Raw genomic sequence first — 24,272 nt, forward strand, 5'->3', positions numbered from 1 at the left:
GTACGAACGAAGCCCCCCAGCCAGCCTGGCTGGGGGGCTTCGTTGTCGTCAGAAGATGAACAGGACCTGCTGGTCGTCGTCGATGTAGGTCAGGCCGCGGGCTCGCCGGCACTTCATGCACGTGACGGGGAAGCGGGTGGGTAGCAGCTCCCCGTGTGCGCCGGTGCCTGAGTAGCCCTGGTGACAGGCGGGGGAGGGGAGTTCCAGGTTGTCGAGCCAGGGAACCCACCCGACCGCGTGGACGACGCCGGAGCGCCCGACGTGCAGGTTGCTGTCGGAGAAGAGGGTGTGTTGCGCCGCGGCGAATCGCGCGGCGTCGATCGTGGGGCCGCGTGGGATGGGGATGGTTGCGGTGGTCACGGAGCCATCGTTCGTCGCTGTTTGCCTGGTGTCAAGTTCTGATTGCCCAGGTCATGCCGCGAGTTGCCAGGCCTCGCGCGTGTTGTGTATAGTCAGAAACAACAGCGACGAGACAGGGGAAACACCATGACCGACCTCAACACCTACCTCCAGGAACTCCAGATCACCGACGACCCCGCCACTGTCCGCAAGGACAAGGTCGGCTCCCTGCTCATCTCCGCCATCTACGAACTGGACAGCCTGCGCAAGTCGATCGACGCCGAAGGCCGAGCCCTCACCGAGGAACTCCAGCGCGTCGACAACGGATTCACCCGCACCGCCCTGCCCGTGCTCAACCACGCCGGCGAACTCCAGGCCAAGGCACACCGCTACGACCTCGCGTGCGCCCGGTTCGCCTCGATGTCCAACCACCTGCGCAACATCGCCGTCGTCTACACCCTCACCCGCACGACCACGGCCTGACCACCCGGTCCCCGGGCGTCACCACGACGCCCGGGGAACCCCACCTCCGAAAGGACGCCGAACATGCTGAATCCGACCAGCACCAAGGATCTGCCGGCCGACGTGCACCGGGCCGTCGCCACGTTCCTCGACGCTCAGCCCAGCGTCCGCATCTGGCAGGCCTTTCCCGACGTCACCGAAGCCGAGTACGACCAGCTCGACAGCTGGGAATGCCTGCACGTGGCAGAGGAGTTCGCCCGCCACCTCGCGGCAGCGGGCGTCTGGCGCGTCGAGCTGGTCAAGGCCGAGCACAGCGAACACCCTCTCGCCGGCTTCCACGCCTGGACCCGCGCCGTCACCGACAACGCCACGCACATCAACATCGACTGGACCGCGCGGCAGTTCTACAACCTGGAGACCCCGACCGCGCCGCGACACCTGGACATCCCTGCCCCGCTGCTGTGGGAGACCGGATACCAGTTCGGGCGCCACGTCCACCCCGTCGCGGGCAGGTTCGGAGAAGTCACCACGCACGCGGCCGTTCCGTGCGCCTACTGCCGGACGCTCATCGTCGAACCCAAAATCCGCCGCCGGGTGTGGCGCTGGCAGGGAAAGGGCATCGTCTCCACCTGCACCAGCTGCGCCCACACGCAAGCCGCCTGACGCCGGCCGGGCCGACACGCTCACGCGACCAGCCAACCACGCACCCAGCGTGACGGCTGGTCGCGCGTTGTGCAGGATGATCTCCGGTTGCGCAACCGAGCCACACACGCGGCTCCGGTCACGACGCGCACCGGAAAGGACTCCACCGATGACCGCGGTCGACCCCAGCCCCATCGCCGACATGCTCACCGAGGCCGAGATCGCCGACGTCGCCGAACTCGCCCACAAGCTCCACCAGTCCGAAGAGACCGCCCGAGTGTGGCGGGCCCGCGGCGACGAAGCCCACGAGGAACACGTCTCGTCCCCGTCTCTGCCGGAGATCCACGGCGAGGACACCGAGATCTACGCCGGTGGCTCCCCGGTCCCGTGGCGCATCAAAGAGCTCGTGCTGGAGACCATGCGGGGCCTGTCGGACGTCTCCTACATCGTCTCCGGCCACTACGCCCGCCAGGCCGAGCACATCGCGGCCCAGATCGCGACCCGCTACGGGCAGCGCTGGCGCGAAGTCATCGAGATCGCCCTCCAGCTGCACGTCCCCCACAACGGCGAAGGCGAATAGCCCCCCGGTCACTGCGGGCCGGCGCAGTTGCGGGTACGTCCCCGCTTGTCGCGCGGTTCCATGTGCCGCTCCGGGCCGTCCACGTACCAGCGCACCCCCTTGCCGCACACGGGACACGGCACCCGATCACCCGCTGTTGCGCTCGCAGTGACCGCGGCGACGTGCCAACCCGCTCGGCGAGACTCCCACCCCCGTGAACCCATGCGGCCGGACGCTACCCAACCGGCCGCGACAAGCCCATACGGCGGACACACGAACCCGCCGGATGGGCCAACCCGATCACACGACCGCCGTACAACCCACCACAACCGGCCGGCGACCGGATCCACCACCGAAAGGGAACCCCGTGACCGAGTCATCGTTCCTGAAAGCCCTCGAAACGGGCCTGAGTTGGCTGTACCGCACCGAACAGCCCCCGGGCGGTGTCATCACCCACCACGGCATCATCACCGGCGCCCTGAACGACCGCCGATACACCTTCGTCCCCTGCGGCCCGAAAGACCTCCCGCTGGTGATCGTGAACGTCGTGCGCCGCGAGTACGACGAGAACGGGTTCCTCCTCTCCGCCCTGGATGAGAACGAGCTGGAGGAGCTGACCGCGATCCTGCGGATGATGGGATCCTTCTACGGCTACCCCGTCGTCGAACGCTGGAACGGGCACCCCTTCGAGACCGGCACCGTGCAGCTCGGCAGCCCCGTCCACCCGACCCTGCTCGCCGCGGTCAACACCTACCGCGCCGGATGCCCCGCCCACCCCGACGCCGGCGTCCTGTGTGCCTGCGGCTGGTACCGCGACGGCTACCAGCGCATGACCATCCCCGACTTCGGCGGCTTCGACTCGGCCAGCACCCACCACCGCGTCCCCGTCGCCGCGCACTGACCCCCTGACACGCGACAGCGGCCCCCACCCCTTCCCGGGTGAGGGCCGCTGTCGTTTCCGCGCCCAGTGAGGTCATTCGGTCGGCAGGACCAGCCACGCGACCCACAACGCGAAGAACACCCCCGCAGACATCGTGCCGACGATCCAACGCGCCAGCGGCACGCCGTCAATCCACCTCATGCAGTGCTCCCACAAGCTCCTCGGCGTCATCGTCGGCCACCTCCTCGCGGGCGGCGAACAACGCCTTCTCGAGCACGGTCACCAGTCCGTCGCCGCGGCGGTCATGCCCGACCACCGTGCCGGTCACCTCGACGCGGTCGCCCGCGCGCAGCAAACACGCTCCGAGCGTCGCCGAGACCGTCGCCACCGTCACCCCGTCATCACGCCCGCTGCCGGCGATCGTGAGCGCCACCTGACGCGGTTTGCCCGCGCGCCCGTACTTCAACGGCTTCGACGACGTCACCACGCCGAGCATCGTCACCGGGAACCCGACGGTGCCCGCGTGCCGGCGCCCGGACATCATCGACCGTTCCTCGTCATGGTCGACCAGCAGCCGCGCCGCTTCGGTGGTCTCGACGTGCGTCAACGCCTGCCCCGCCGCGACCTTCAGCGCGTACCCGTACAGGCGCAGGTTGACGTCGGGATCGACACCGGCGGCGAGGGGGTAGAGCTTGAGGGCAAGGTGCGGGTGCAGCTCGCGCCAGTGCTCGCCGGTGTTGAGGCGAGTGGTCGAGCGGACCGACGCGAGCGCCGCGAGGCGCTGCGACGAGGCCCAGTTCGCGCGCTCCAGCACGATCGCCTTCTCCAAGCGCCCCACGCGGTACCCGAGGCCGGTGCCGGCGCAGCGGTCACAGTCCGGCAGCGTGCGCGACCGTTTCCCACAGCCGGTGCACGGGCGGAACAGGTCATCGTCGGAGAGCTCGTAGAACAGGCGCTCGCGGTCCCCGATGGTGATGGTGACGAGCCGGACAGACCGGCGCGCGTGGTTCACGCCGATGGTCATCCATCCGCGGTCGTCGACGACTGGATCGGGCTGGTTGGGCATAGGCGGGACTCCGTCACGTTCGGGCTGGTTCCTTCCAGCCCGCACGGTACGAACGCCACCACGGTTGCGCAACTCAACGCAACCGCACGTTCGGGTGCAGTGTGGACAGTCACCCACGCGCGGTCGCGCGGTAGAACTCGCCGGCCTCGTCAGCCAGCACCTGCCACCCGAGGAACCGCGGCTCTGCCATCACGAGCGCCAGGCGCGGGAACTCCAGGCGCGCCGGCCGTCCCTGCACATCGCAGTCCACGAGCAGCCGGATCACACGGCCGCTCCACTGCGACATGAGCTCCAGCGCGGCCGGCGGCGCGTTGTCCAGATCGGCGAAAACATCGTTAGCCACCACGGAAAACCGCGTCTCCGGCTCGATGCTCGGCACCTCGGGGAACTCGTGATCGAGCGAAAGCACCGTCCCGCCCGCCTCCTGCCACCCGACCTTCGCCACGCGCGCCGGGTCCGGAGCTGGGCACGCGACGGGAAACCTCGACAGCATCGGATGGCTGAGCAACGGATCGAACACCAGGCCGGTGACAGGCATGACGAAAGGCGGCATGGCCGCCAGCATCCCCCACGGGCCGGCAACGGCTGTCACGACCCGTCGATCTGTCGCTACGCTCCGAGGTCAGCCCTGATCAGGTCGAGGAGCTTCTGGTGGGTCTTGCTGTACTCCTTCACCACCGCAACCAGCGCTGGCTCGTCCCATACCGTGTAGGGATCCAAGCCGGTAGCCAACAATGTGAGCGTGCGCTTGTTTCCGACGTCCGTAATCAGTTCGATGAGCTGGTTGACCGTCCTCTGAACTGCCATGGGCGCTTGAACTTGTAGGTCGAAGTACCAGGGAACAAACGTCTTGTGCCGTCCAAACTTCTCCGGGTCCTTCGCGAAAGCTGACATGGTCGGGCTGCCTGCCTTCTGGGATACATTCAGCTCGTCGAGGTGTTCGAGAAGCGCCGCATACATCTTGGCCTTGGCCTCGTAGTTCCGGGCTGTACGTTCACGCCGGCCGGTCATCCACCCGGTTACCATCGTGCCCAGCAACGTGCCCGTGCCACCGAGCACCGCGCCGATGAAAGCCGCCAACGTCGTGTTCATGTTCATGCCCGCTCACCCCTCCACACACCGCTGATCGTTTCACCAGTTGGCGGGGGAGAGGTAAGCGGACCCCGGGGTTTCAGCTCCCGGCGCTGCCTCCGCTGGACTTGGCGCCGATGCCCGACGTCGACCCGGACTTGATGCCAAACCCACCGCGCTGAACGGTCTTCATCGACTGCCCACCCTTCGGCGGAACGCCCTTCGAGATCGGTGTCCCGGCCGGAACGGTGCGAGTGCCGGCCTTCGTGTCGACGCGCTGCCCCACCGACGGGACCGAATACCGGTCGTTGTCGGTTGGCATCCACATCCAGTACGACCCGACGCCCGAGCCGATGCCGCGGTCGTCGAAGTCGCCGCACCGGTCATCGGGCAGGCGCTGCTGTGTCCGTTGGTCCACGCAGACACCGCCGTAGGTGGCGTCCGGGCTGTCGAACACGTCGCAACCTGCCAACGCGCCGCCGGCGATGAACGCGGCTGCGATCAGCGGCACGTACGTCAGGATCGGCGGGCGCCCGATCTTCGAGCTCGACTCTGTGGTCATCGGTTCTCCTCGGTGGTGTCGTCACGGGTGGGGTGTTCGAAGGCGCGGGCGGTGGTTGGGTGGGGGCGCCCGCTGTGGGCGCCCCCACCCGGGGTCACTTGGCGGGCTCGGTCTCGACCTTGCTGACGGTCACGAACGTGCAGCGCCCGCCGAGCTTGGTCTGGGGGACGTCGTCGCGGGTGTCGTGCTTCTTCACCGCGCCAGTGATGGTCATGACGTCGCCGCGCTGGGCATCAAACGCGGCCTTCGCGGAGGAGCTGACCGTCACGACCACGCCTTCGTCGGCGCCGGTTCCCTCGACGACCAGGAACATGCTGGCGCTGCGGGGGCCGTAGGGGCCGTAGCCGCCTTCGTTGAAGCTGGTGACGACGACCTTGCCGGTCACGGTGACCCTGTCGCCGATCACCCCGGCGTAGCGGCAGGTGGCGGCGTAGGCGGCGTGCGCCTTCTCCTCGTCGATCAGGCGCTGCGCGTAAGCGGCCTGCTTGGCGGTGAGCGGCTGGCGCTGCGACTTGTAGGCCAGTTCGTAGAGGTGCCCGTCCACGGCGGAGGGGTCGTTCTGGGTGGCTTCGACGATGGCGTCCAGCTCGCGGGCGAGCTCCGGGTTGGCGGCCTTCCAGGTGACGAGCTCGGCGGCAGCGGCGGCGGCTTGCTCGGCGACCTTCTGCTCGCGGCGGCGGTCGGCCTTCCAGTTGGTGCGTTCGCGCTTCTTGGCCTGCTCGATACCGTCCTTGAAGGCGAGGCGAACGGCGGTGCCGTGGCAGTAGTAGCAGATGCCGCCGTGGATGCCCATGTACTCCCAGCGGGTGCCGTTCTCGCAGCGGTCACACCCGTCGTAGATGACGCCGTTGCGGCCTTCGAACAGGACGCGCTTGCGGGTGCCGGTGGTGAGGGTGATCGGCCGGGCGGTGCGCTGGCATTCGATGCGGCCGATGGTGGTCCACTCGCCGGTCTCGATGGTCTGGGTGGGGGTGGCGGTGGTGTTCATCGGGCTCCTCCTGCGTCGCTGTTGTAAATGACTATACATACGCGATCGCAACACGGCAACACTGGGCGGAACCCGCCGCAACTCACCCCTGAGTACAACAAAGGCCCCGCCGGTGTCACGCACCGACGGGGCCCCACGGTTGCCCGACCTACAGGTGATTGCTCCCATGGTTTGCCCCACCACACGAGCATTCGCACGACGGGCCCGACGCGGACATGCACACCCCGTTGCACACCCTCTCCGGGTTGAACGTGAACCGGCCGCCGACGAACCACACGATCCGGTCGTGCTCCGGGCACACAAGTCCCGCCGCGCGCATCGCCGTGTTGTGGTCCCGGTCGCCCATCTCGTAGAGCGGCCAGTCTCGCCCGGCCTCGGCCATCAGTACCAGAACCTCGCCGCGCCCAAACCCGTGCGGCACACGCGCAACCTGGGGGTGGCTTCCCTGCTCGACCACGCGCCGGTGCTTGCACCCCTTCGTGGGGCAGCGGCCGAAGTAACGCAGGACCTTCGCCTCAGTGCTCGTCATCGCGCGACGTTCTTGAGCAGGCGCACGATCAGCGCGGCGACCTCGGCGTCCGTGGTTGCGCCCAGTGTGGCGACTGCCTCGCAGTCGGCTCCGCTGGTGGACTCGGGGTAGGCGTAGAAGTCGCCCGGGTTGCCGAACGGCACGTCATCGATCCACTCTCCGGGACCGGCGACGATGGCGTAGTAGCCGTCCTCGTCGACCGGACCGGCGGCGATGATCGGTTCACGCGTGGCGTCGGCCATCTCCGCAGGAAAGCCTTGTTCTCGAACGAGCTCGACGACCTTGATCATGCTGATGGTGTAGGGCTCGGCCATGGTTCCTCCGGGTGTCTCGCGTGCTGTTGTGAACGACTATACGAACCGTCGCGCACGCTGGCAACGGGACCGGTTGCGATGGCTCATGCGACACCCGTCAACCCGATCGCGGCGCGCAGTCGTGCGACCTCGCTCTCCGAGAGGGGCGTTGGGCGCGGTGCCGGGTGGACATCGTCACGATGTGTGCGACGGATCCGGCCCGCTTCGATCCGGTCATCAGATCGCCCCACCTCGCCGCACGTATCGCAGACAACGACGTGCACGGTTACGACTCGCGGCCGGCGGGGCTTCAACGGTGGGAGGGTCCCGTTCGCTCGAGCGTGCTGGCCACACGTGAGGCACATGCCGCGTCCGCCGTGCCGCACGAACCCCTGGTTTCGCAGATGCGGGTGTCGGTCGTAGGCGCCCGAAGTGACCATGCGGCGCTGGCAGTCGCGGCAGGGGCCCCGGTGGTAGGTGACGTCAGTCATCGTGGTGTGCACCGTCCTGTTCCTGACTACGCCGACGGTCGGCCTCGACCAGCACTTCGGGGTGTTCCTCACCGGGATCGATGGACCGGTACAGCAGCTCGGCAACCGAGTAGAGCGACTCGGAGAAGCTGAACTCGCTCCAGTTGAAGCGTTCCCCGTCGGTGTGAATGTCGCCGGGGTGGCCGGCGCTCAAGACGCACAGAGCGTCGGCGTCCACGGAGAAGCCTCCGCAGGTTTTCCTCGGTGGTTCGGTCATGACTGTTGCTCCTTGGGCTCAGCGGTGAACAGGACGCCTTCACGTCCCTTTTCGGGGTCGTTCAGCCACGCCAGGACGCCGGAGCATTCGCCGAAGAGCCACCAACCTCGCTCCGGACGGCGCGCGGCCAGATCGGAACCGAACCAGGCGCAGATCGCCTGGTTCGCAAGGTGCCGGGCCTGCTCTACGTCGTGGGTGCCCATCACGATGGCGCCGCGGCCGGCATCGAGCAGATCTTCGTTGTCCCAACGGCTGGCGATCAACCCGTCGTCTACGTAGGCGGTGTCCGCCGACGGGACGCGTGGCGGTAGTCGCGTCTCAGCCACGGGTCTGCTCCTCGTCCGGGCCCCGCCGCGTCAGGTTCTGTGCGTCGGAGACCCGGTAGTGGCAAACCCAGCCATCCGCGTCCGTGAGGTGACCGAGTGGGTTGAAGTCGAAACGGCCGCCCATTTCCGCCGCCTCGGCGAAGATCTCCGCATCAGTGTCGTCGTCGAACTCGACCACGAACCGCTTCATCGCTGCTCCTTACTGTCCGTCTGGGTGGCCACGGTGTCGAGTTCGTCCGCCATGCGATCCAATGGGATGCCGGCCCAGTGGTTGGCGTTACCGTCCGTTTCGGACGCGTGTCGGGCGGCGTGGAGTTGAGCGAGTCGGAGCGCTACGGGTTCACCGGCGGACCGGGCGAAGCCGAAGACCTTCGCCCACCCGCATTCGCAGGATGCGGACGCGACCCGCGCGGCAGCGTCAGACCCGACCTCGGTGGCGTGCATGGTCATGACCCGCCTTCCGTCTGGGTGGTCACAGGGGCGGTGAGTGCGGCCCTCAGCCGGTCGCGTGCGTAGCCGGGGATCGGGTGTTCACGGATCGATGTCGGCTGCGGGTGGAACAGCTCGACGCCTTCGGGGCCGCACAGTGCGAGTGCCGCGTCGATTCGGGCCTGCTGCTCTTCGCATCGCCTCCACAGGGCGTCGCGCTCGCGCTGCACCTCAGCCGGGAAGTGCGTGAGAACCTTCTCGAACATCGACCAGGACATGCGGAGACGTTCATCGATCTGTCCAAAGACGACGCCGCGGACCACCTCGCGGAACCTTTTCTCAGCGTCCACCGGGAGGTAGTACGCCTGGCCCTCTTCGTGCTGGGTTGTCTGGTCCTGCTCAGTCACAAGATCACGACCTCTCGTGTCATGTCACCGTTGCGCAGCAACACCTCGCTACCGTCGACCTTCACCGCGTGCATCACGACGTCACCGATTCCGATGAGGCGACGTACTGCCTCGGTCACGCTCACCTTGTCGCGGCCAACGGTGCGAAGGATGGCCTCCACGGTCTCGGGGTTCACCGCAACGTTGATCCGTTTGGGCAATGCCGGCTCCTGTCCGGTCACGAGGCCCCCTCCGGCTGGTGCGGTTCAGGCCGGCTCATCACTTGCGACCACACCACCGCGTGACCGGACCGCACCTGACAGAAGCACTCTTCGTCTGCCGACACGTCTTCCGACCGTGCACAGCCGATATCCCACTTCAGGGACACGATCAGCTGCAAGGCGGCGCCTCGTGGACCTTGCGGCATGCTCACGATTCGCTGCCCGGCTGGTGCTCCACGACGCGGCCGTGACGGTGGCGGGTCAAGAACGCGCCAGCGGCGTGCATCGCGTTCGGGTAGTCGATGTCGTCGCGGAAATGGACGTTGCACGTGATGCACAGCGCCCAGGACCGGTTCCCATTGATCTCGAACTCGATGTGCTCGGGCACGGTCCAGCCGAGCAGGGTGCGGGGCGCGGACGTCTCAATCATCCCCCGGGGGTAGTGCTTCGCTCGGCATGAGTCGCACACCGCGTAGCCCTTCGCGCAGTCGCACGGATTCGGCTCCTCGCGGGGTGTTTCCCGTCCCACGATGGCGCGGACCGACTCCACGATGAAGAAGTTCGCGTCGTCGATCGAGCCTTCCCGCTTCGTGGCCAGCACCTCGCGGATCTGGCGCTTCAGCGCGTCCAGCTCGGCGCGTGCGGCGTCGCGTTCACGTCCGCGCCGCTCCACCAGCCTTTGCGCCATGCCGAGGTAGTCGCGAAATTTCTCGACATCGGCACGAGCCTCGTCGAGCTCTTCGCTCGGGACCACGATGCGGGGCGTCTGGTCGCTCACAGGTCGTATCCCTTCGGCTTGGGGATCTCGTGGTTAGTGCCCTTCAGCTCCTCGTAGCACCAGGAGCAGTCCTTGACCTGGTCGACCATGTGCCAGAAGTGAGTGTTGGCTTCGAGGTCCATGTAGCGGCTGTTCAACAGCCAGTCGATGGCGTCGTTCCAACCCTCGCCGTCGCCGGCGTCGCGGGCATCCTGGTGGTGCTTCTCGATGCTCACCAGTCCTCCCCTGCGGATTCGATCAACGAGGCCGGGTCTTCGCCGCCGTCGACGATCGTGCGGATTCGGTCAAGCTGGCCGATGGACTTGTATCGCTCGGCGAGCACCTCGCGGATCCCGTCGAGTTGTCGCACTACACCGAGCCCGGACTTGATTGCTTCGTCGCGCTGTGACTGCATGGCGCGCAGGTTCGCGCGGAGCCGTTCGATCTCGCGCACGTCGTGGAGGTTGTGCGTCATGCCGTGCAGTGGCACGGCGTCGTCGGGCAACTCGTCCTCGTAGAGGTCTTCGCCGTCGGCGCGCTCGAAGGCAGTCCACAGGCCGTTCACGGCGTCGTGGACGTAGGCGCTGTCCGTCGATTCGGCGTACAGGTCGCCGTAGTGGCTGCCATTCGGCCGCTCGTCGGCGGAGAGAGTCGGCAGGTCGGCCGCGGGGGCCCGGTGGTGGTCCATTCCGAGGATGTCCCGGTCAAACTCGGCCAGGTTCATCGCTGCCCCGCCTTGGGCGGTCCGTCGCGGCGGATGAGTTCTTCCAGGATCTCTTCATCAGTTCGGGTGTCGGGGTCGGCCATGATCGGTTCCTTTCTCTGTGGGTCAGGTGTTCCGTTGCTCGGGTGAGTCGTCGGTGTGGTCGTTGTTGCAGCCGACGTCGGCGCAGCCGTAGTCGGGGTGGGCGACGATGTGGCCGACCGAGCAGCAGTCCTCGCAGTGCCCGGGGTCGCCGACGCTCTGGCGTTCGGAGTTGCTGCCGCAGTACGGGTGCGGATGCTGGCGGTAGGGGAACCCGCCGGGGCCGGGCAGTTCCGGCTCCTCGTCAGCGTCCGGCGTATAGCGCGCCGGGCCGCTGGCGTACGGCACCAGCTCCCGAACCCGCCGACACCGGGATCCCTCGTCCTGGCCACCCTCGTAAATCACGGTGCGGACCGCCGCGAGCTTGGCCAGTGCCGCGTCACGCTCGACCGCCAACCGCGCCACGGTCGCGTTGAGCTGCCGTGCCCAATCCGCAGCGTTCGCCCACGGGTTGTTGCCATTGGAGTGCTCGCCTCGCACAAAGGCGGGAGCGATCGCAGCGGCGAGCCGGTCGGACCACGCCTCGGCCTCGTCGCGTTCCTGGATTACGCCGAGTATTTCCTGCTCATGCCTGTCGTAGGGCACTTGCGCAGTCACGGCTGGGCCTCCGTCCACCGGCCATTCGCACGCGTCAGCGCGAGCTTCTCGAATGCTTCGGTGTTGCCCGGCCACCGCGTATCCCGAGGCCGCCCGATCGCGTGGAGGATCGCGCCGTGCAGCGCCTCGATCTGTCGCGTGTTGAAGTCGAGGGTCTGGACTGCCATCTTCTCCATGCCCGCCAGTTCCTTACGCAGGCGCACAACCTCGGCCTCCAGCTCGTTCCGCTCGTCCCGGAGTTCGGGGTCAGCGAGCAGGCCGGCGTCCGTGATGGCTTCAACGGTGGCGCGTACCGAGTTGCGGTCGAGGTCCTTGGCGGCTTCGGACAGCTGGCCGTAGGGGACCATCAGCTCCTCGCCGGTTTCCGAGAAGCGCGAGGCGATGCCCTGGGAACGCTTGGTCTCCATCCAGCGCTCGTGTACCCGGGACGACGCGAGTTCTACAGCCCGCTCAATCAGTTGCTCGTTCTGCTTGGTCATCTCTCGTTTCCTGGTTGGTTGGGTCATGCGGGTGTCAGGGTGTCGAGGTCGAACAGTGCGAGGGGTTCGGGTTCGCGGCGCCCGGGGGTGAGGGGGCCATCGACGCGCAGCAGCTCGGGCCAGTGATAAATAAGGCCTCCGCTGGCGGGGTACCAGAAGTAGCCGTACTGGCTGAGCTTGTAGTGGGTTCCGCTGCGGCCGGTGCATTCGCGGAGCCCCTTTGGTTCAGGCGATCCGCTGCTGTACAGGGTCATCGATCGGTGTCTCCGTCGTCGTGGACCGGGATCACGGTGTTGGTGGGGATGAGGCGTCGCGTCGCGCCGGTCTCCGGGCGTCGGAGGGTGAGCCACTCGCCGTAGTTGCCGTTGAGGCCAACCACGTTCCACACGGCGCCGTGTTCGGTGAGGCGCACGCGGTCGCCGTAGGCAGCCATGTAGTCGTCGCTCATCAGAGGTTCTGGTTGATGACGTTGCCGATGAAGGCGGCGATGGCCTCGGCGCCGTCGCGGAGGAAGTCGATGATGTTGGTGACGAGGTGGGATGCGCCTGCGGGGTTGTCGATGACGTAGATGAGCGCGATGGCGATGGGGGCGAAGACGAAGAAGATGCGGCGCCAGTTCATGGGGTTGCTCCTGGTGGTTGCGTGCGTTGTTTCGGACTATACGGCCGCGATGCAACGAAGCGCAACACCGGGGGTTGGCGTCCACCGGTCGGGTCACGGTTCGCGCAACATCACCACAACCCCGATACGCTGACGTCGGTCCTGGGGATCCGGGATGACGAAGGCCCCGCCGAAGTCGCACACTCCCGGCGGGGCCTTTTTGCGTCCCGGGCTAGCTCATGTTCCGGGCCACGCCCCGGAAGAACAGCATGAGCTGCTCCGCCCACCGTGTCGCCGCCGTGAGCAGGTGCGAGACCGTGTCTGCCGCGCTGTTCGGGCTCTTCACGATGTAGATCAGCAGCGCGAGCAGCACGATGATGGCGATCGCTTTCGCGTTCACGTCACCCCCTCAGGTTGCAGCCCGGCCGGCTCACCGTGCCGGCGGCGGCGCGGTCACCGTCACGGTTGCGGGCGGGTCGTCGTGGAACAGCTTGCCGATCTCGTGTACGCCGCACGCGGCCATGGTCAGGAACAGCAGTACGACGACCAGGACGCCGATACCCAGGATCCGCAGGATTGCGGCCATGTCTTACCCCTCAGCCCCGGTTCCCCCACTCGGCCGCTGTGGTGCCTCGATTATCTCACCCGCGTGAGCGCGGTTCGGGTGCGCGACGCACCGGAACACAACTTCGTGTTGCGCAGTGTTGCGTCAAGTGCGTATAGTCGAGAACAACGGAAGGAACCACAGACCTGAAGGAGCCGCACCGATGGCCATCACCCGGACCGAGAACACCGACGACGCGGACACCGTCGTCACCACCATCGGCCTCGTGACCATCCACCGCACCTACCACCGCAACGGCACCGGCAGCGTCCACGCCTACGACAACACTCCCGGCACCAAGAGCCCGTACATCGCCTTCAAGGGCCTCCAACGGGGCGCCGCCGACCGCAAGTTCCAGCAGCTCGCCGAACGCGCTGCGCACGCCAAATAGCCCCACAACCGGCCGGGGCGGCACACCTCCGCCCCGGCCAGAAAGGACACCAACGATGTCGTCCCTCACCGCATCCGGACGCTACGTCGAAACCCTCGTCGACGCCGGGCGCTGCCTGTTCACCATCCCGTTCCGCGTCGTCCCGAACGCCGCCCCGCGCCGCGTCATCGGCGAGGTCAAGAGCCGCAGCGGCGACTACGACAACCAGTGGAACCTCCTGATCACCCACCCCGACACCAAGCGCCCCGAGTGGGTCAAGGCGTGGGCCGACGAGATGGAACCCGTCGGCCAGCCGAAGTAGCCCACCCCCTGATCTTCCGGGCGGCACGGGATCGAGCCCCGACCTCTCCCGCGCCGCCCGGACACCACCCGCCACCCGCCACGCACAGCCCAGGAGCCCCGGAATGACCAGCAAGCGCACCCCCGTCCGCTACGGCGACACCACCGTCTCCTACAAGATGACCGCCTACGCCCCGAACGACCGCGTCATGGCCGACGGGCAGGCATGGGCCAACGCCGACACCGTCGAAGGCGCCCGCGAGACGGCCAACCGGTGGCTGGCCAAGGGCTACATGGGGCGCCCGGTCGCGTACGTGGAGATCTCCGGCGGCGAATACGTCTTCAAGGGCTCCGGCTGGGCGATGACCCACAACCGCGAGCACAACTTCTTCGAGCGGATCGAGCGCACCACGCCGCTCCCGTTCACCGCCGCCGACCGTGCGAGGACCTGCTACGACACGATGGTCTTCGACGTCTTCGAGACCGTGCACGAGCGCCGTTCCGATGGCTCGTGCCGCTGCGGCAAGCACGCCAGCCGGTTCGGGAACTGACGGGGTGGCCGCCGTGACCACTCGCGTCCACAGGACTGTCCTGGCCGTCGTGCTCGCGCTCGCCGTCGCTGTCGTCGCGACCGCCTGCAACCCGGGCCACGCGACCACAACCGCCACCGACGTCTGGGCGGCCCCGACCTCCGCGAGCACCGCACGCGCCCAGCTCGAGAAGCTCACCGTCGCCGTCGAGGACACCGGCAACCACTACAACCGCGAAGCCGACTGGCCCCACTGGGACACCGCGCGCGACGCCGGCCGCGGCTGCGACATCCGCGACAAGGTCCTCCAGCAGCAGGGCCACAACATCCACACCAGCACCGACGGCAGCTGCACCATCACCGGCACCTGGACCAGCCCCTACGACGGACTCAACGCCACCCGCACCTCGCAGATCCAGATCGACCACATGGTCCCGCTCAAGGAAGCCGCCCAGTCCGGCACCCGCAGCTGGTCGCGCGCCGACCGGGAACGGTTCGCGAACGACACCCGCTTCCTCGTCGCCGCCAGCGTCCACAGCAACGAGCAGAAGTCCGACGGCGACCCGGCCGACTGGCAGCCGCTGCTGCGCACCAGCTGGTGCACCTACGCCGTGCTGTGGATCACCGACAAGACCACCTATCACCTGACTGTCGACCGCGCCGAGAAAAGCGCGCTCGTCTCCATGCTCGCGACCTGCACGCGATGAACCGCCACACCACAACGAAGGAGAACACCATGCCTGAACGGATCACCCTCGCCTCCGACGTCGCCCTGTTCGCACCCAACAAGGCCGGCACCCTCCACGTGCTGCTCGTGCGCCGCGGCTGGGACCCCGACAAGGGGAAGTTCGCGCTGCCCGGCGGGAAGGTGGAACCGGGGGAGTGGAGCCTGGACGCCGCCGTCCGCGAACTCGCCGAAGAGACCACCGTGGAGGTGCCAGCCAAGTCGCTCACCCAGGTCGGCGCGTGGGACAAGCCCGGCCGTGACGCCCGCGGGCGCTTCGTCGCCATCGTCTACACCGCGACGCTGCCGCGCATGGTCCCCGCGACCGCCGCCGACGACGCCGTGGAAGCCGTGTGGGTCCCGGTCAAGGTCGCGATCGGCATGGACCTGGCGTTCGACCACAAGGACATCCTGCTGGCCACCCTCCGCCTGCTCGGCCTCGGAGGCACGCGATGAGCAGCCGCACCACCGGCATCAAGAAGCGCCTGCGCGGCGACTGCCGCTGCCGCGAGTACGCGGGCGGGCGCGCCAAAACCCACCTGTACGGCGTCAGCGGCTGCGTGAACGAGCAGCGCGCCGCGGCGCAGCTGGCCGCCGAGAGCGACGACGTCCCCGTCGGCTACGTGCCGTGGGCGTTCGCCGGCCGCTGACCCAGCCCAGCTCGACGTTCCAACACCACACAACCCGAGGGAGAACACCCGATCATGCACCTCACCCGCGCCGTCAAGATCGTCGCCGACCACACCCGCGAGTGCACCGACCCCAAGATGGACGACCGCGCCGCGATCACCTGCGCTCGTACTCAGATGTCCAGGTCGGACCTCAGCGTCGTCGACAGCCGGCAGGTACGCCAGGCGTACGTGACCGTCCTGGACGCCAGCGACGACGACATCGCCGCCGCCCTGCACTGACCACCACAACCGGCAGCTCCCCGCCACGCACGGCGGGGAGCTGCCGTATCTCGACCGCTCAAACCACCCGACGACAACCCCGTCCACCTCTGAAGGAGACACACGATGTCGAAGTACCTCGCCAAGGCCGCCGAACTGCTGGAGCGCGCCGCCGACAGCAACGAGAAGACGAACCGGGACTACTCCAGCACCCTGTACAACCAGCGGATGGCGATCGCAGACGCGTACGCCAAGCTCGCCGCGGTCGACAAGGGCCTGATGCCCGCCGAGATCGCCGAGCAGGTCTACCGCCAGTTCGGGGGCGAGTAGCCCCATGATGGGACGCACCCACGCACTGTCCGGCTGGTGTATCGGCCTCGCCACCGCGCCGGTTGTCGGGCTGACGTCGATCGGGGACGCCCTGCTGTACGCCACCGTCACGACCGGTGCCGCGCTGCTGCCGGACTTCGACCACCCCAACGCCCGCGCCACGAAGTTCCTCGGCAGGATCACTGGCGCCGTCTCTAAGCGGCTGCGTGGCCTGTCCCGCTTCGCCTACAACCACACCGCGAGCGTCCACGACTCGAACCGGCGCGACGCGCACCGCACCCTCACCCACACGATCGCCTTCGCGATCGTCCTCGGCCTGATCGTCGGCGGGTGCGCGTCGGCGTTCGACTGGCCGGTGACGCTGGGGATCGTCGTCTTCCTCATCGCGCTCGGCAGCGACGCGCTCGGCCGGTGGATGCTGCTCGTCGCCGCGGCCGGCGCGATCGGCTGGGCGATTGGCGACGAGGGGTTGAGCGGGGTGTCGTGGCGCCTCGGTGTCGCGGTCACCATCGGGTGCGTCACGCACATCCTGGGGGACTGGGTGACCGAAGCGCCGGTGCCGATGCTGTGGCCCATCCCCATCAACGGCCGACGCTGGTACCCGACCCACGCGCCGGAGTACCTGCGGTTCCCCGTGGACGGGTGGATCGAGCACAAGATCGTGTGGCGCCTGTTCAAGGTGCTGGCCGTGGCCTTGATCCCCGGTGTGCTGCCGCTGGTGATCGGTGCTGTTGGCGCGCTGTCACAGGTCGGGTCGTCCAGCTGATTTATCGACGCAAGACAGGAGAGGCCCCGTCGGATCGCTCGACGGGGCCTCTCGCACTTTCAGGTGTGCTCTCTGCCGTGTTGCGGCCGGGTGTTTGGCCTGTTGCGGTACGCACCGTCGACACCCCGTCGCCCACACGGGTTGATCAACTGGTCCGGCCGTGTCACGCGCGCTCCATCCCAACCCGCCGCCGATACCGTGTCCTGCGGCACAACCGAACGAAAGGAACCGCAACCATGCGTCGAACAATCGCCGGCATCGCGTCTGCTGCACTCGCCGTGGCTGGCCTCGCCATCGCCGGCACCACGATCACCACTGGCAGCGCGAACGCGGCACCTGGCCAGGCCTCCGGCCAGCCGTACGCGTGTGACGCTGTGGTGGCCACCAACGACCCAAAGGTGGTCCAGATCGCAGAAAAGCTTGGCATCGCGCTGCCCGAGATCGGTCTTGCGGGCCTCAATTGCTCGAACCCGACCGGCGAAGGCGGCGAACATCCCCTCGCGAACGTGCTGTGCACCGGCAATAACAACTTCGGCGGTTTGATCATCCTGGGCTGCGAGCACATCGACCCGGTTGGGTAACAAGCTGTCGTGCCTGACCAGGTATGGAAGGGGCGCTACCGATGCCGGTGGCGCCCCTTCTGCATGTGCTGATCCCGGTTGCGGCTTCAGCGTGACGACGGGTTGCGCCCGGTTACGCTCACCAGGTTTGGCTCGACGACGAGAGGGAGTCTCGACATGGGCTATCTGGTGTTGTTCGGCCTGTTCGCGTTGGCCGGCTACCTCGTCCACTGCGCACGGTTCAAGAAGAAGACGTGCGGACGCTGCAAGGGCACGGGCCAGCGGCCTCGGAAGTTCCGCCGGGGCTCGCTGGTGTGCTCGAAGTGCGGCGGCGAGGGCAACCACGACCGGGCCGGGACCCGGCTGGTCGCGGCCTACCGGGCAGGGCGCGCGCGCCGGCACCCGTGACGTGGGCTCCGATGGGTGTGCAACCTAGTGCAACCTGTGCAACCGCGCGGGTTACATCCGCTGGTGGGAGGGGGTGCCGGGGTGCGACCTGCGGAAACGATCGGCCGGCGGGGTCCGGCATCCCGGGGGTAGCACAGGGTTGCACTGGTAGCACTGCGAGCTGTTTCCGCAGGTGGCGGCTTGCACGGGGGTTGCACGAGGGGTAGCAGAGGGGGTTGCACGGCCGTTTTGGCAGTGCAACCAGGGCCTCTCGAAGCCCCTTTCGGGGTTGCACTGGGGTTGCACGAGGTTGCATTTCCGCAGGTCAGACGTTGCATAGAGGTAGCACTGGCGCACATATCGCCACAATCACCACACGAAGAAGGGGCCCGCCTCGCGACTGCGAGACGGGCCCCTTCGTTTTCGCCCCAACACCGGCCCGGCTACCACACCGGACCCACTCACCTCAGCTCGAGAACCTCACCGACCGGCCGCGTGCGGGTCCGGGTGCTTGCCTTTCTCGCACTCCCTCCATACCCGGCGAACAGTGCCCGGCGCGAGATCCAGATGGCGAGCGACGTCGGCCAGGTTGACGTCTTTGAAGACGATCTCAGGGGTCTTCTTCAGCGCCCAGTAGTGCTCCACGACCCGGTCCGTTTTCGACCGTTCGTCGACACCGTTCGCGGACGCCGTGCGGGTGCTCGCCCGGTGTTCGCTCGACTGTTCGCGCGGGGTGTTCGCTGGGCGCTGGGCGCCCCGCCCGCGAGTGTTCGCCGGACCATTCGCGGCAGTGTTCGCGCGAGCGTTCGCGGGGTGTTCGCCGGACCGTTCGCGAGCGTTCGCGGCCGAGTGTTCGCTGGTGTTCGTCGAGTGTTCGCCCCCAGTGTTCGCGGGGGTGTTCGCACCGTTCGTCGAGTGTTCGTCCGAGTGTTCGCGGGGGTGTTCGCCCCGAGTGTTCGCACCGTTCGCGAGTGTTCGCCCGGGGTGTTCGCCCCCAGTGTTCGCGGTGTTCGCCTCCGGGTGTTCGGAGTGTTCGCCGCTGGTCAGAGGGTGCGAACGGTCCCCGGTGAACGCTTCCTCCATCTGCTTGTTGAGGAGCGCGAACAGTTCGGTGATCTCCGGGTCGAACGCCGGGTCAGGGAACACCGACGAACGCTTCGGCGAACGCTCGGGCGAACGGTCCTGCTCGTCGGGCGAACGCTCCTCGGCGACCTCCGGCGAACGGTCCGAACGGTCCTCCGAACGCTCCTGTGAACGGTCTTCGTCGAGCTCCTGTGAACGCTCGGACGAACGCTCCTCGGAGGCCTCCGGCGAACGCTCCGGACCCTTCGCCTCGGACGCCATCTCGGGGTCGGTGTTCGTCCCGGGAGCGCCGCTCTCGGCGGCGTCGTCTGGACCGTTCGCCGGCGCGCCGCCTTCGTGGGTCGCCCCCTTGCCCGCGGCCTTCTTCTTCGGCTCCTCGTCGGCCCCCTTCGTCGCCTTCTTCTTCGGCTCCTCGTCGGCCCCCTTCGTCGCCTTCTTCTTCGGCTCGTCGGTGGCGTACAGCTTCGCCGTCAGCTTCATCCGCCACCGGCGGGACGCGACGATCCGCGCCTGCCGGTAGGTGGCGCCGGTGAGGCCCTGCCGGATGGACAGGGCGGTGAACGAGATCACCGGGTGGAACACGAACTGGGCGATCACGTCGAGCACGGCCACCGCGGTCGCGCCGAGCGTGCGCCAGCGGACAGCGATCTCCAGGCGCGCTTCGGTGAGCGTCTTGCCGGTGCGGACGTGGCGGACCCACAAGATGAACAGGTGGACCATGAACGGTCCGGCGATGGACAGGCCGCCCTTGACGACGCCGCCGAGGAAGTCGCCGTCGTCCTGGATCGCGTGGAAGGTGTTGACGAACGCGGCGATCCCGGAGAACAGCCACATCGCGCGGGTCCACATCGCCGAGGAGCGGTTGAGCAGGACCAGCACGACGGCCATCAGGGTGCAGGCCCACACGACGCCTTCGGTGGCGATCGGGGTGAACGTCGGCAGGTCAAGCGTCTGCTGGATGCCGAGACCCGAGAAGTCGACGGTGGGGACCTTCATCTGGGCGCGGTAGAACGCGATCTGAGTGCCGATGACGACGGTGGCGATCACGGCGGCGACGCCGAGCACGACGACAGCGGTGAAGCTGATCAGCAGCCGCGTGGCGAGCGGGAGCGCGTCGTCGTCGGTAGTGGCCGGCGTGGGCGGCTCATCCTTCGCGAGGTAGGCGCGCAGCACGTGCCGGTTGCGCTGGGCTTCGGTGTCGAGGTTCATCGCGTGGGCGCCTTCGGCCTTGCGCTGGGCTCGCCGGCTGCGCCACTTCGCAGGGTCTGGGTCGACCTGGGGCGGGTCGGGTGCGTGGTGTTTGGCCATTTCGGGTTCCTGGTTCATGGGGTGGTGGGTCCTCGCCGGTGAGTGTGTCGGGTTGCGGTGGGTTGCGCTAAGCCTAGCGCAACAACGGCGAACATGGTGAAGATATCGCCACCAGTTGCGCAACATGGCTAGCGTGAGTTGCGGTGAGTGTGGCAATATCCTCGCCATGCCGACCATGTACCTCGCGCAATGGGCGAAAGCGCAGAACCCGCCTGTTGCGACCTCCACCGCCTACCGGTGGTTCCGGGAGGGCAAGTTGCCTCCTGGTGTCAACGCACGCAAACAGCAGTCGGGAACCATCGTCGTCGAGCCCGTAGACCCGCTCGCCGAAATCGACCCCGAAGCGCTCGTGCGTCGCCTCGCCGAAGCCGGGTACGTGGTCCTCACCCGAGAGCAAGTAAGGAGCATCGACGAGTCCCTGTGCGTCGATCGCAACGACGCCCACCAGGAGACCCCACCGTCATGAGCGCCCCCACCGAACCCGACATCATCGACGCCGAGATCGTCGACGAACACACCACCGAAGCGTGGAACCCAGACATCCGGTGGTTCCACCCCGCCGTCACCGGCCTGTGCGTGTACGGCATGGGTTTCATCCCCCACTGGATGAACCTCTCCGGCCTCGTCATGCTCCCCACCGGCCTCGCCCTCACCGCCGCCGGCATGGTCGCCACACGGTGGGCCATCGACGAAGGCACCTACGGCGCCCGGCACGAGAAGCACGGCATCTACCTCGCCGCCGCGGCCGGCGCGAGCGCCACCGCGTGGCTCGTGTGGCTCAACGGCGAGAAGCCGTTCACCCCGACCGCCCTGGGCGCCCTCGTCATGTGGATCATGACCTTCGGCGTCCTCTACGCCCTGTTCCGCTCCAAGGAGCCGCAGCGCAAGGCCGCGCGCGCGATGAAGGACGAGGAAACCCGAGTCCAGACAGAGGAGTACATCGCCGAGGTCGCCCGGGAACGGCGCGTCAGCGGCTACCTCGAACTGTGGGAGCCGTGGCTGCGCAAGGCCGGGGTCAAGGGCATCGACGTCGAGGACGGTATCGAGACCAAGGCCGGGTACACGCTCACCCTGGCCGCTGACCTGGTCGAGGACACCAAGGGCAACACCACCATCCCCACGACGGCAACCCTCCTCAACGCCATCGAACCTCTCGCGATCCTTGCGTCGAAGCACTACAAGAAGGAGGGAATCGAGGTCGGTGTGAACCAGCTCCGCCTCGAAGAGACCACGACCGCGCACGAATGGCTGCTGCACGTCTCGACGAAGCAGCCGCTGAAGAAGTCGATCCCGCACCCGGGGCCGCGTGAGCCACGGTCGATCAACGAAGAGGCTGAGCCGGGCATCTTCGAGGACGGTCATCCGATCAAGCTGTCGCTGCTCGGCCGGCACGTGTTCCTGCTCGGCGGGACGGGTTCGGGCAAGTCGGTGTGGGCGCACAACCTGATCGACAACGTCTTGGCGCCTGTCGACAGCTTGGCGTGGTTGTGCGGGGTGAAGAAGATCCTCCCGCTGGTGGGCCCGTGGCTGTACCCGTGGCTGACGGGGCAGACCGACCGGCCGGTGATCGACCGTATCGGCGGCGAGAACGTCGACGAGGTTCTGCTGATGCTGGCGGACTTCTACATGATCTGCTCGTTGCAGAACAAGCGGAACGGGTTCGAGTCGAAACGGAAGGTCGGCCGCGAGGAACCGGCGATCACGCTGTTCATCGACGAGTCGTCGTCGTTGTGCCGCATCAAGGAACCGAAGGTCACGACCTTCGACGGGCAGACGTGGACCGCGTCGGAGCTGATCAACGCGATCTGCGAGGTGGCTCGTTCATCGGGGAACGGGGTGGTGCTGATCAGTCAGCACGGGCTGGTCGACGCGCTGGGCGAGCAGGGCACGAAGATCCTGCGAAACGTGACGATCCGCATCGTGGGCAAGACCAACACGGCCCACGACGGCCAGTACACGCTGAACGGGATCCGGAACGTCGACACCACTCAGCTGTACAACAACACCGCGTACGTGCAGCCCGACCAGGAGAGGCCGCGGGCGATCCCGTCGAAGGCTTTGTACTTGGACGAGCCGGAGCAGATCGCTCCGTTGGCTGTGGCGTACACCGCTCGGCGGCCGTCGATGCCGAAGTGGCTTGTCGAGGAGATGGGCGAGTCGTACACGGGCCGGTGGGACAAGGACCGGCAGCAGGACCTCGCCGACTTCCTGGAATTCAAGGGCCTGTCGTACCCGCACGTGCGTGCGGACGTGTCGGGTGTTGCGCTGCTCGGTGAGGGTGGTTCTGGCGCGGTTGCGGCCAGTGATTCCCCAGGTGAGTTGACCGGTTCCGCTGATCGGGGGACACTGCCGGTTGTGCGAACCAATACGGCCGGGCAGGTCAACCCTCCTGCCGGGGTCGCTCACCAGGAGGTTTCGATGGGTAGCGCCATTGTGCATGGCAACCCCGTGAAGGACAGTCTCGCTCGGTTGAAGGAGAAGGCCGAGGCCGCGCGGGAGCAGCAGCAGCGGTTCTTGGACCTGCGCTCGAAAGTTCTGCACGCCATCACCGCGTCGAACGCGCCCGCGTGGATGCCGGCAGGGATGCTGGCGATCGCGTCGAAGCTCGCGGCTCCGGACGTGTCCGACGAGGAGTTGGATGCTGTCGTGCAGGAACTGGTGGAGTACTACTCCGACGAGGCTTTCGACGCGCCACCGGAGACGCGAGACGGCAAGCTGGGCTGGGACCGTGAGGTGCTGAAGGCGGCGATCCGCCGGCAGCTCGAGGAGGAGCGCGACGGCGTGCCGGAGCAGCGCACCGGCGACGACGTCGAGGCCACGCCGGTGGTCGTCGCTGACGTGCTGGGCGCGATCGGCGAGTACGGCGAGGACGATTGGGTTCTGGTCGGCGAGCTGGGCGGCATGGTCGGCGCGGTGCAGGCCGGGGAGGACCCGCGTCTGGCGGCGGCTCGGTTCGGCCAGTCGCTTCGCGTGGCGCCGTGGGACCTGCCGGAGGAGGCGTTCAAGCGCTCGGCCAACGGCAAGATGGTGTCGGTGCGCGAGCTGCGGAAGGCGGCGCTCACGCGCTGAGGTAGAGCTCGACTGCTTTTCGGAGGCCGTCCCGGTGTTACGCCGGGGCGGCCTCTTGCTGTGTCCGGTTCGGGTACGATTTGCCTGCGCGGTTTGGGGGAACCGGCGTTGTGGAGGAGATTGCCCGGTGGGCATCGCGAAGAAGGTTGCGGCTGTGGCCGCGCTCGGTGCGGCTGCTGTGGTCGTGACCGCGGGTACGGCGTCGGCGGCCGAGGTTGGCCAGTCCGGCAGCTACACCCAGTCAGTCGTCAAGGAGACCAGCTCGTACACCAAGACGGTGGAGCAGGAGACCGCGACGTACACGAAGGTGCTGGTGCGCGAGGGTAAGTGCTACCTGGTGCAGCCGGCTGGTGGTCTGCTCTACGTGGGCGACTTCCAGGATGGCCACATCGTGCACCCGGGCGGCAAGGGCACGCTGCTGGACCTGAACCTGGGTCTGGACCTGCGTGTGCTCCAGCAGCCGAACGGCGACAGTCTGATCAAGGTGGCGACGCACTGATCGGGTAGCGCCTGGATAACCCCCGTCCTTCATGGGCGGGGGTTTTCTTATGCCTTCACGTGTTGCGCTGAGTTGCGCAACTCGCGTATAGTCACATGTGACGAACACGCACGGA

43 protein-coding genes are annotated in these 24,272 nt (G+C 67.5%); 18 read left to right on the forward strand and 25 right to left on the reverse strand.

The genetic code is table 11. The annotated features are described in order from the left end of the window. Nucleotides 1-48: 48 nt before the first annotated feature. Nucleotides 49-360 carry a hypothetical protein gene (locus K1T34_RS32595; RefSeq protein WP_255637726.1) on the reverse strand — a complete coding sequence of 104 codons (312 nt, stop codon included), beginning with the start codon at nucleotides 358-360 and terminating at the stop codon, nucleotides 49-51. 126 nt (nucleotides 361-486) lie between these two features. Here K1T34_RS32595 and K1T34_RS32600 point away from each other — a divergent pair, with 126 nt between their 5' ends. The 4 genes from K1T34_RS32600 (at nucleotide 487) to K1T34_RS32615 (ending at nucleotide 2,903) form a co-directional block, all read left to right on the forward strand. Further along, nucleotides 487-822, forward strand: a complete 336-nt coding sequence (locus tag K1T34_RS32600; RefSeq protein ID WP_220238581.1) for a hypothetical protein — start codon at nucleotides 487-489, stop codon at nucleotides 820-822. A gap of 63 nt (nucleotides 823-885) precedes the next feature. Further along, entirely contained in the window at nucleotides 886-1,464 is a 579-nt protein-coding gene (locus tag K1T34_RS32605; RefSeq protein WP_220238582.1) for a hypothetical protein, read from the forward strand. Nucleotides 1,465-1,612: 148 nt separating this feature from the next. Then, nucleotides 1,613-2,023, forward strand: a complete 411-nt coding sequence (locus K1T34_RS32610; protein ID WP_220238583.1) for a hypothetical protein — start codon at nucleotides 1,613-1,615, stop codon at nucleotides 2,021-2,023. Between the two features lie 346 nt (nucleotides 2,024-2,369). Continuing rightward, nucleotides 2,370-2,903 carry a hypothetical protein gene (locus K1T34_RS32615; RefSeq protein ID WP_220238584.1) on the forward strand — a complete coding sequence of 178 codons (534 nt, stop codon included), beginning with the start codon at nucleotides 2,370-2,372 and terminating at the stop codon, nucleotides 2,901-2,903. 166 nt (nucleotides 2,904-3,069) lie between these two features. Here the strand turns inward: K1T34_RS32615 and K1T34_RS32620 are convergent, their stop codons facing one another. The 23 genes from K1T34_RS32620 to K1T34_RS32730 form a co-directional block, all read right to left on the reverse strand. Then, entirely contained in the window at nucleotides 3,070-3,948 is an 879-nt protein-coding gene (locus K1T34_RS32620) for a hypothetical protein (RefSeq protein ID WP_220238585.1), read from the reverse strand. A gap of 109 nt (nucleotides 3,949-4,057) precedes the next feature. Next, nucleotides 4,058-4,540, reverse strand: a complete 483-nt coding sequence (locus K1T34_RS32625; protein ID WP_220238586.1) for a hypothetical protein — start codon at nucleotides 4,538-4,540, stop codon at nucleotides 4,058-4,060. A gap of 17 nt (nucleotides 4,541-4,557) precedes the next feature. Next, the gene (locus K1T34_RS32630) at nucleotides 4,558-5,046 is read right to left on the reverse strand and encodes a hypothetical protein (RefSeq protein ID WP_220238587.1); all 489 of its coding nucleotides are present in this window, start codon (nucleotides 5,044-5,046) and stop codon (nucleotides 4,558-4,560) included. Nucleotides 5,047-5,119: 73 nt separating this feature from the next. Beyond that, nucleotides 5,120-5,581, reverse strand: a complete 462-nt coding sequence (locus tag K1T34_RS32635) for a hypothetical protein (protein WP_220238588.1) — start codon at nucleotides 5,579-5,581, stop codon at nucleotides 5,120-5,122. 94 nt (nucleotides 5,582-5,675) lie between these two features. Next, nucleotides 5,676-6,569: a hypothetical protein gene (locus K1T34_RS32640; protein WP_220238589.1), complete on the reverse strand. Its 894-nt coding sequence runs from the start codon at nucleotides 6,567-6,569 to the stop codon at nucleotides 5,676-5,678. Between the two features lie 148 nt (nucleotides 6,570-6,717). After that, on the reverse strand, nucleotides 6,718-7,098 hold the full coding sequence (locus tag K1T34_RS32645; protein ID WP_220238590.1) for a hypothetical protein: 381 nt from the start codon (nucleotides 7,096-7,098) through the stop codon (nucleotides 6,718-6,720). Then, nucleotides 7,095-7,412 carry a hypothetical protein gene (locus K1T34_RS32650; protein WP_220238591.1) on the reverse strand — a complete coding sequence of 106 codons (318 nt, stop codon included), beginning with the start codon at nucleotides 7,410-7,412 and terminating at the stop codon, nucleotides 7,095-7,097. The genes K1T34_RS32645 and K1T34_RS32650 overlap by 4 nt, the downstream gene beginning before the upstream one ends. Nucleotides 7,413-7,874: 462 nt before the next feature. Next, entirely contained in the window at nucleotides 7,875-8,099 is a 225-nt protein-coding gene (locus tag K1T34_RS32655) for a hypothetical protein (protein ID WP_220238592.1), read from the reverse strand. A gap of 35 nt (nucleotides 8,100-8,134) precedes the next feature. Continuing rightward, nucleotides 8,135-8,464, reverse strand: coding sequence for a hypothetical protein (locus K1T34_RS32660; RefSeq protein ID WP_220238593.1), 330 nt, complete (start codon nucleotides 8,462-8,464; stop codon nucleotides 8,135-8,137). Then, on the reverse strand, nucleotides 8,457-8,654 hold the full coding sequence (locus K1T34_RS32665) for a hypothetical protein (RefSeq protein WP_220238594.1): 198 nt from the start codon (nucleotides 8,652-8,654) through the stop codon (nucleotides 8,457-8,459). Before K1T34_RS32665 ends, K1T34_RS32660 begins: the two co-directional genes overlap by 8 nt. Beyond that, a complete protein-coding gene (locus K1T34_RS32670) occupies nucleotides 8,651-8,914 on the reverse strand; it encodes a hypothetical protein (RefSeq protein ID WP_220238595.1) in 264 nt (87 codons plus the stop codon). Before K1T34_RS32670 ends, K1T34_RS32665 begins: the two co-directional genes overlap by 4 nt. Next, on the reverse strand, nucleotides 8,911-9,216 hold the full coding sequence (locus tag K1T34_RS32675; protein ID WP_220238596.1) for a hypothetical protein: 306 nt from the start codon (nucleotides 9,214-9,216) through the stop codon (nucleotides 8,911-8,913). Before K1T34_RS32675 ends, K1T34_RS32670 begins: the two co-directional genes overlap by 4 nt. Before the next feature lie 80 nt (nucleotides 9,217-9,296). After that, complete coding sequence (locus K1T34_RS32680; RefSeq protein ID WP_220238597.1) at nucleotides 9,297-9,521, reverse strand: hypothetical protein; 225 nt, start codon at nucleotides 9,519-9,521, stop codon at nucleotides 9,297-9,299. A gap of 187 nt (nucleotides 9,522-9,708) precedes the next feature. Beyond that, the gene (locus K1T34_RS32685) at nucleotides 9,709-10,278 is read right to left on the reverse strand and encodes a hypothetical protein (RefSeq protein ID WP_220238598.1); all 570 of its coding nucleotides are present in this window, start codon (nucleotides 10,276-10,278) and stop codon (nucleotides 9,709-9,711) included. Beyond that, nucleotides 10,275-10,493, reverse strand: a complete 219-nt coding sequence (locus K1T34_RS32690) for a hypothetical protein (protein WP_220238599.1) — start codon at nucleotides 10,491-10,493, stop codon at nucleotides 10,275-10,277. The genes K1T34_RS32685 and K1T34_RS32690 overlap by 4 nt, the downstream gene beginning before the upstream one ends. Then, nucleotides 10,490-10,981: a hypothetical protein gene (locus K1T34_RS32695; RefSeq protein ID WP_220238600.1), complete on the reverse strand. Its 492-nt coding sequence runs from the start codon at nucleotides 10,979-10,981 to the stop codon at nucleotides 10,490-10,492. Before K1T34_RS32695 ends, K1T34_RS32690 begins: the two co-directional genes overlap by 4 nt. A gap of 105 nt (nucleotides 10,982-11,086) precedes the next feature. Continuing rightward, nucleotides 11,087-11,659, reverse strand: coding sequence for a hypothetical protein (locus K1T34_RS32700; RefSeq protein ID WP_220238601.1), 573 nt, complete (start codon nucleotides 11,657-11,659; stop codon nucleotides 11,087-11,089). Further along, nucleotides 11,656-12,138, reverse strand: coding sequence for a hypothetical protein (locus K1T34_RS32705; RefSeq protein ID WP_220238602.1), 483 nt, complete (start codon nucleotides 12,136-12,138; stop codon nucleotides 11,656-11,658). Before K1T34_RS32705 ends, K1T34_RS32700 begins: the two co-directional genes overlap by 4 nt. Before the next feature lie 23 nt (nucleotides 12,139-12,161). Next, the gene (locus tag K1T34_RS32710) at nucleotides 12,162-12,392 is read right to left on the reverse strand and encodes a hypothetical protein (RefSeq protein WP_220238603.1); all 231 of its coding nucleotides are present in this window, start codon (nucleotides 12,390-12,392) and stop codon (nucleotides 12,162-12,164) included. Continuing rightward, nucleotides 12,389-12,586 (reverse strand): hypothetical protein, encoded by a 198-nt coding sequence (locus K1T34_RS32715; protein WP_220238604.1) that lies wholly within the window; start codon nucleotides 12,584-12,586, stop codon nucleotides 12,389-12,391. The genes K1T34_RS32710 and K1T34_RS32715 overlap by 4 nt, the downstream gene beginning before the upstream one ends. Further along, a complete protein-coding gene (locus K1T34_RS32720) occupies nucleotides 12,586-12,759 on the reverse strand; it encodes a hypothetical protein (RefSeq protein WP_220238605.1) in 174 nt (57 codons plus the stop codon). Before K1T34_RS32720 ends, K1T34_RS32715 begins: the two co-directional genes overlap by 1 nt. Before the next feature lie 211 nt (nucleotides 12,760-12,970). Continuing rightward, a complete protein-coding gene (locus K1T34_RS32725) occupies nucleotides 12,971-13,138 on the reverse strand; it encodes a hypothetical protein (protein ID WP_220238606.1) in 168 nt (55 codons plus the stop codon). A 30-nt stretch (nucleotides 13,139-13,168) separates the two neighbouring features. Then, nucleotides 13,169-13,324, reverse strand: coding sequence for a hypothetical protein (locus K1T34_RS32730; protein ID WP_220238607.1), 156 nt, complete (start codon nucleotides 13,322-13,324; stop codon nucleotides 13,169-13,171). 181 nt (nucleotides 13,325-13,505) lie between these two features. Between K1T34_RS32730 and K1T34_RS32735 the strand changes: the two genes are divergently transcribed. The 11 genes from K1T34_RS32735 to K1T34_RS32785 all read left to right on the forward strand — a co-directional run bounded on the left by K1T34_RS32735 (nucleotide 13,506) and on the right by K1T34_RS32785 (nucleotide 18,219). Then, complete coding sequence (locus K1T34_RS32735; RefSeq protein ID WP_220238608.1) at nucleotides 13,506-13,733, forward strand: hypothetical protein; 228 nt, start codon at nucleotides 13,506-13,508, stop codon at nucleotides 13,731-13,733. Nucleotides 13,734-13,788: 55 nt separating this feature from the next. Then, a complete protein-coding gene (locus K1T34_RS32740; protein ID WP_220238609.1) occupies nucleotides 13,789-14,034 on the forward strand; it encodes a hypothetical protein in 246 nt (81 codons plus the stop codon). A gap of 103 nt (nucleotides 14,035-14,137) precedes the next feature. Beyond that, nucleotides 14,138-14,563: a hypothetical protein gene (locus tag K1T34_RS32745; protein ID WP_220238610.1), complete on the forward strand. Its 426-nt coding sequence runs from the start codon at nucleotides 14,138-14,140 to the stop codon at nucleotides 14,561-14,563. A gap of 13 nt (nucleotides 14,564-14,576) precedes the next feature. Beyond that, on the forward strand, nucleotides 14,577-15,248 hold the full coding sequence (locus K1T34_RS32750) for an HNH endonuclease family protein (RefSeq protein ID WP_255637728.1): 672 nt from the start codon (nucleotides 14,577-14,579) through the stop codon (nucleotides 15,246-15,248). 29 nt (nucleotides 15,249-15,277) lie between these two features. Beyond that, a complete protein-coding gene (locus K1T34_RS32755; protein ID WP_220238612.1) occupies nucleotides 15,278-15,721 on the forward strand; it encodes an NUDIX domain-containing protein in 444 nt (147 codons plus the stop codon). Further along, nucleotides 15,718-15,915 (forward strand): hypothetical protein, encoded by a 198-nt coding sequence (locus K1T34_RS32760; protein WP_220238613.1) that lies wholly within the window; start codon nucleotides 15,718-15,720, stop codon nucleotides 15,913-15,915. Before K1T34_RS32755 ends, K1T34_RS32760 begins: the two co-directional genes overlap by 4 nt. Nucleotides 15,916-15,969: 54 nt before the next feature. Continuing rightward, nucleotides 15,970-16,176, forward strand: a complete 207-nt coding sequence (locus tag K1T34_RS32765; RefSeq protein ID WP_220238614.1) for a hypothetical protein — start codon at nucleotides 15,970-15,972, stop codon at nucleotides 16,174-16,176. 105 nt (nucleotides 16,177-16,281) lie between these two features. Continuing rightward, entirely contained in the window at nucleotides 16,282-16,485 is a 204-nt protein-coding gene (locus K1T34_RS32770; RefSeq protein WP_220238615.1) for a hypothetical protein, read from the forward strand. Nucleotides 16,486-16,489: 4 nt separating this feature from the next. Beyond that, nucleotides 16,490-17,251 (forward strand): metal-dependent hydrolase, encoded by a 762-nt coding sequence (locus K1T34_RS32775; RefSeq protein ID WP_220238616.1) that lies wholly within the window; start codon nucleotides 16,490-16,492, stop codon nucleotides 17,249-17,251. A gap of 236 nt (nucleotides 17,252-17,487) precedes the next feature. After that, the gene (locus K1T34_RS32780) at nucleotides 17,488-17,832 is read left to right on the forward strand and encodes a hydrophobin family protein (RefSeq protein WP_220238617.1); all 345 of its coding nucleotides are present in this window, start codon (nucleotides 17,488-17,490) and stop codon (nucleotides 17,830-17,832) included. A gap of 156 nt (nucleotides 17,833-17,988) precedes the next feature. Then, complete coding sequence (locus tag K1T34_RS32785) at nucleotides 17,989-18,219, forward strand: hypothetical protein (RefSeq protein WP_220238618.1); 231 nt, start codon at nucleotides 17,989-17,991, stop codon at nucleotides 18,217-18,219. Nucleotides 18,220-18,678: 459 nt separating this feature from the next. Here the strand turns inward: K1T34_RS32785 and K1T34_RS32790 are convergent, their stop codons facing one another. Next, nucleotides 18,679-20,766 carry a hypothetical protein gene (locus tag K1T34_RS32790; RefSeq protein ID WP_220238619.1) on the reverse strand — a complete coding sequence of 696 codons (2,088 nt, stop codon included), beginning with the start codon at nucleotides 20,764-20,766 and terminating at the stop codon, nucleotides 18,679-18,681. On the opposite strand from K1T34_RS32790, the gene K1T34_RS32795 reads away from it, so the two are divergent. The 3 genes from K1T34_RS32795 (at nucleotide 20,756) to K1T34_RS32805 (ending at nucleotide 24,157) form a co-directional block, all read left to right on the forward strand. After that, on the forward strand, nucleotides 20,756-21,055 hold the full coding sequence (locus tag K1T34_RS32795; RefSeq protein WP_220238620.1) for a hypothetical protein: 300 nt from the start codon (nucleotides 20,756-20,758) through the stop codon (nucleotides 21,053-21,055). The two genes, K1T34_RS32790 and K1T34_RS32795, sit on opposite strands and share 11 nt — an antisense overlap. Further along, on the forward strand, nucleotides 21,052-23,658 hold the full coding sequence (locus K1T34_RS32800) for a hypothetical protein (protein WP_220238621.1): 2,607 nt from the start codon (nucleotides 21,052-21,054) through the stop codon (nucleotides 23,656-23,658). The genes K1T34_RS32795 and K1T34_RS32800 overlap by 4 nt, the downstream gene beginning before the upstream one ends. Before the next feature lie 127 nt (nucleotides 23,659-23,785). Beyond that, nucleotides 23,786-24,157: a hypothetical protein gene (locus tag K1T34_RS32805; protein WP_220238622.1), complete on the forward strand. Its 372-nt coding sequence runs from the start codon at nucleotides 23,786-23,788 to the stop codon at nucleotides 24,155-24,157. Nucleotides 24,158-24,272: the final 115 nt, after the last annotated feature.

Source organism: Amycolatopsis sp. DSM 110486 (assembly GCF_019468465.1).
Lineage (GTDB): Bacteria > Actinomycetota > Actinomycetes > Mycobacteriales > Pseudonocardiaceae > Amycolatopsis.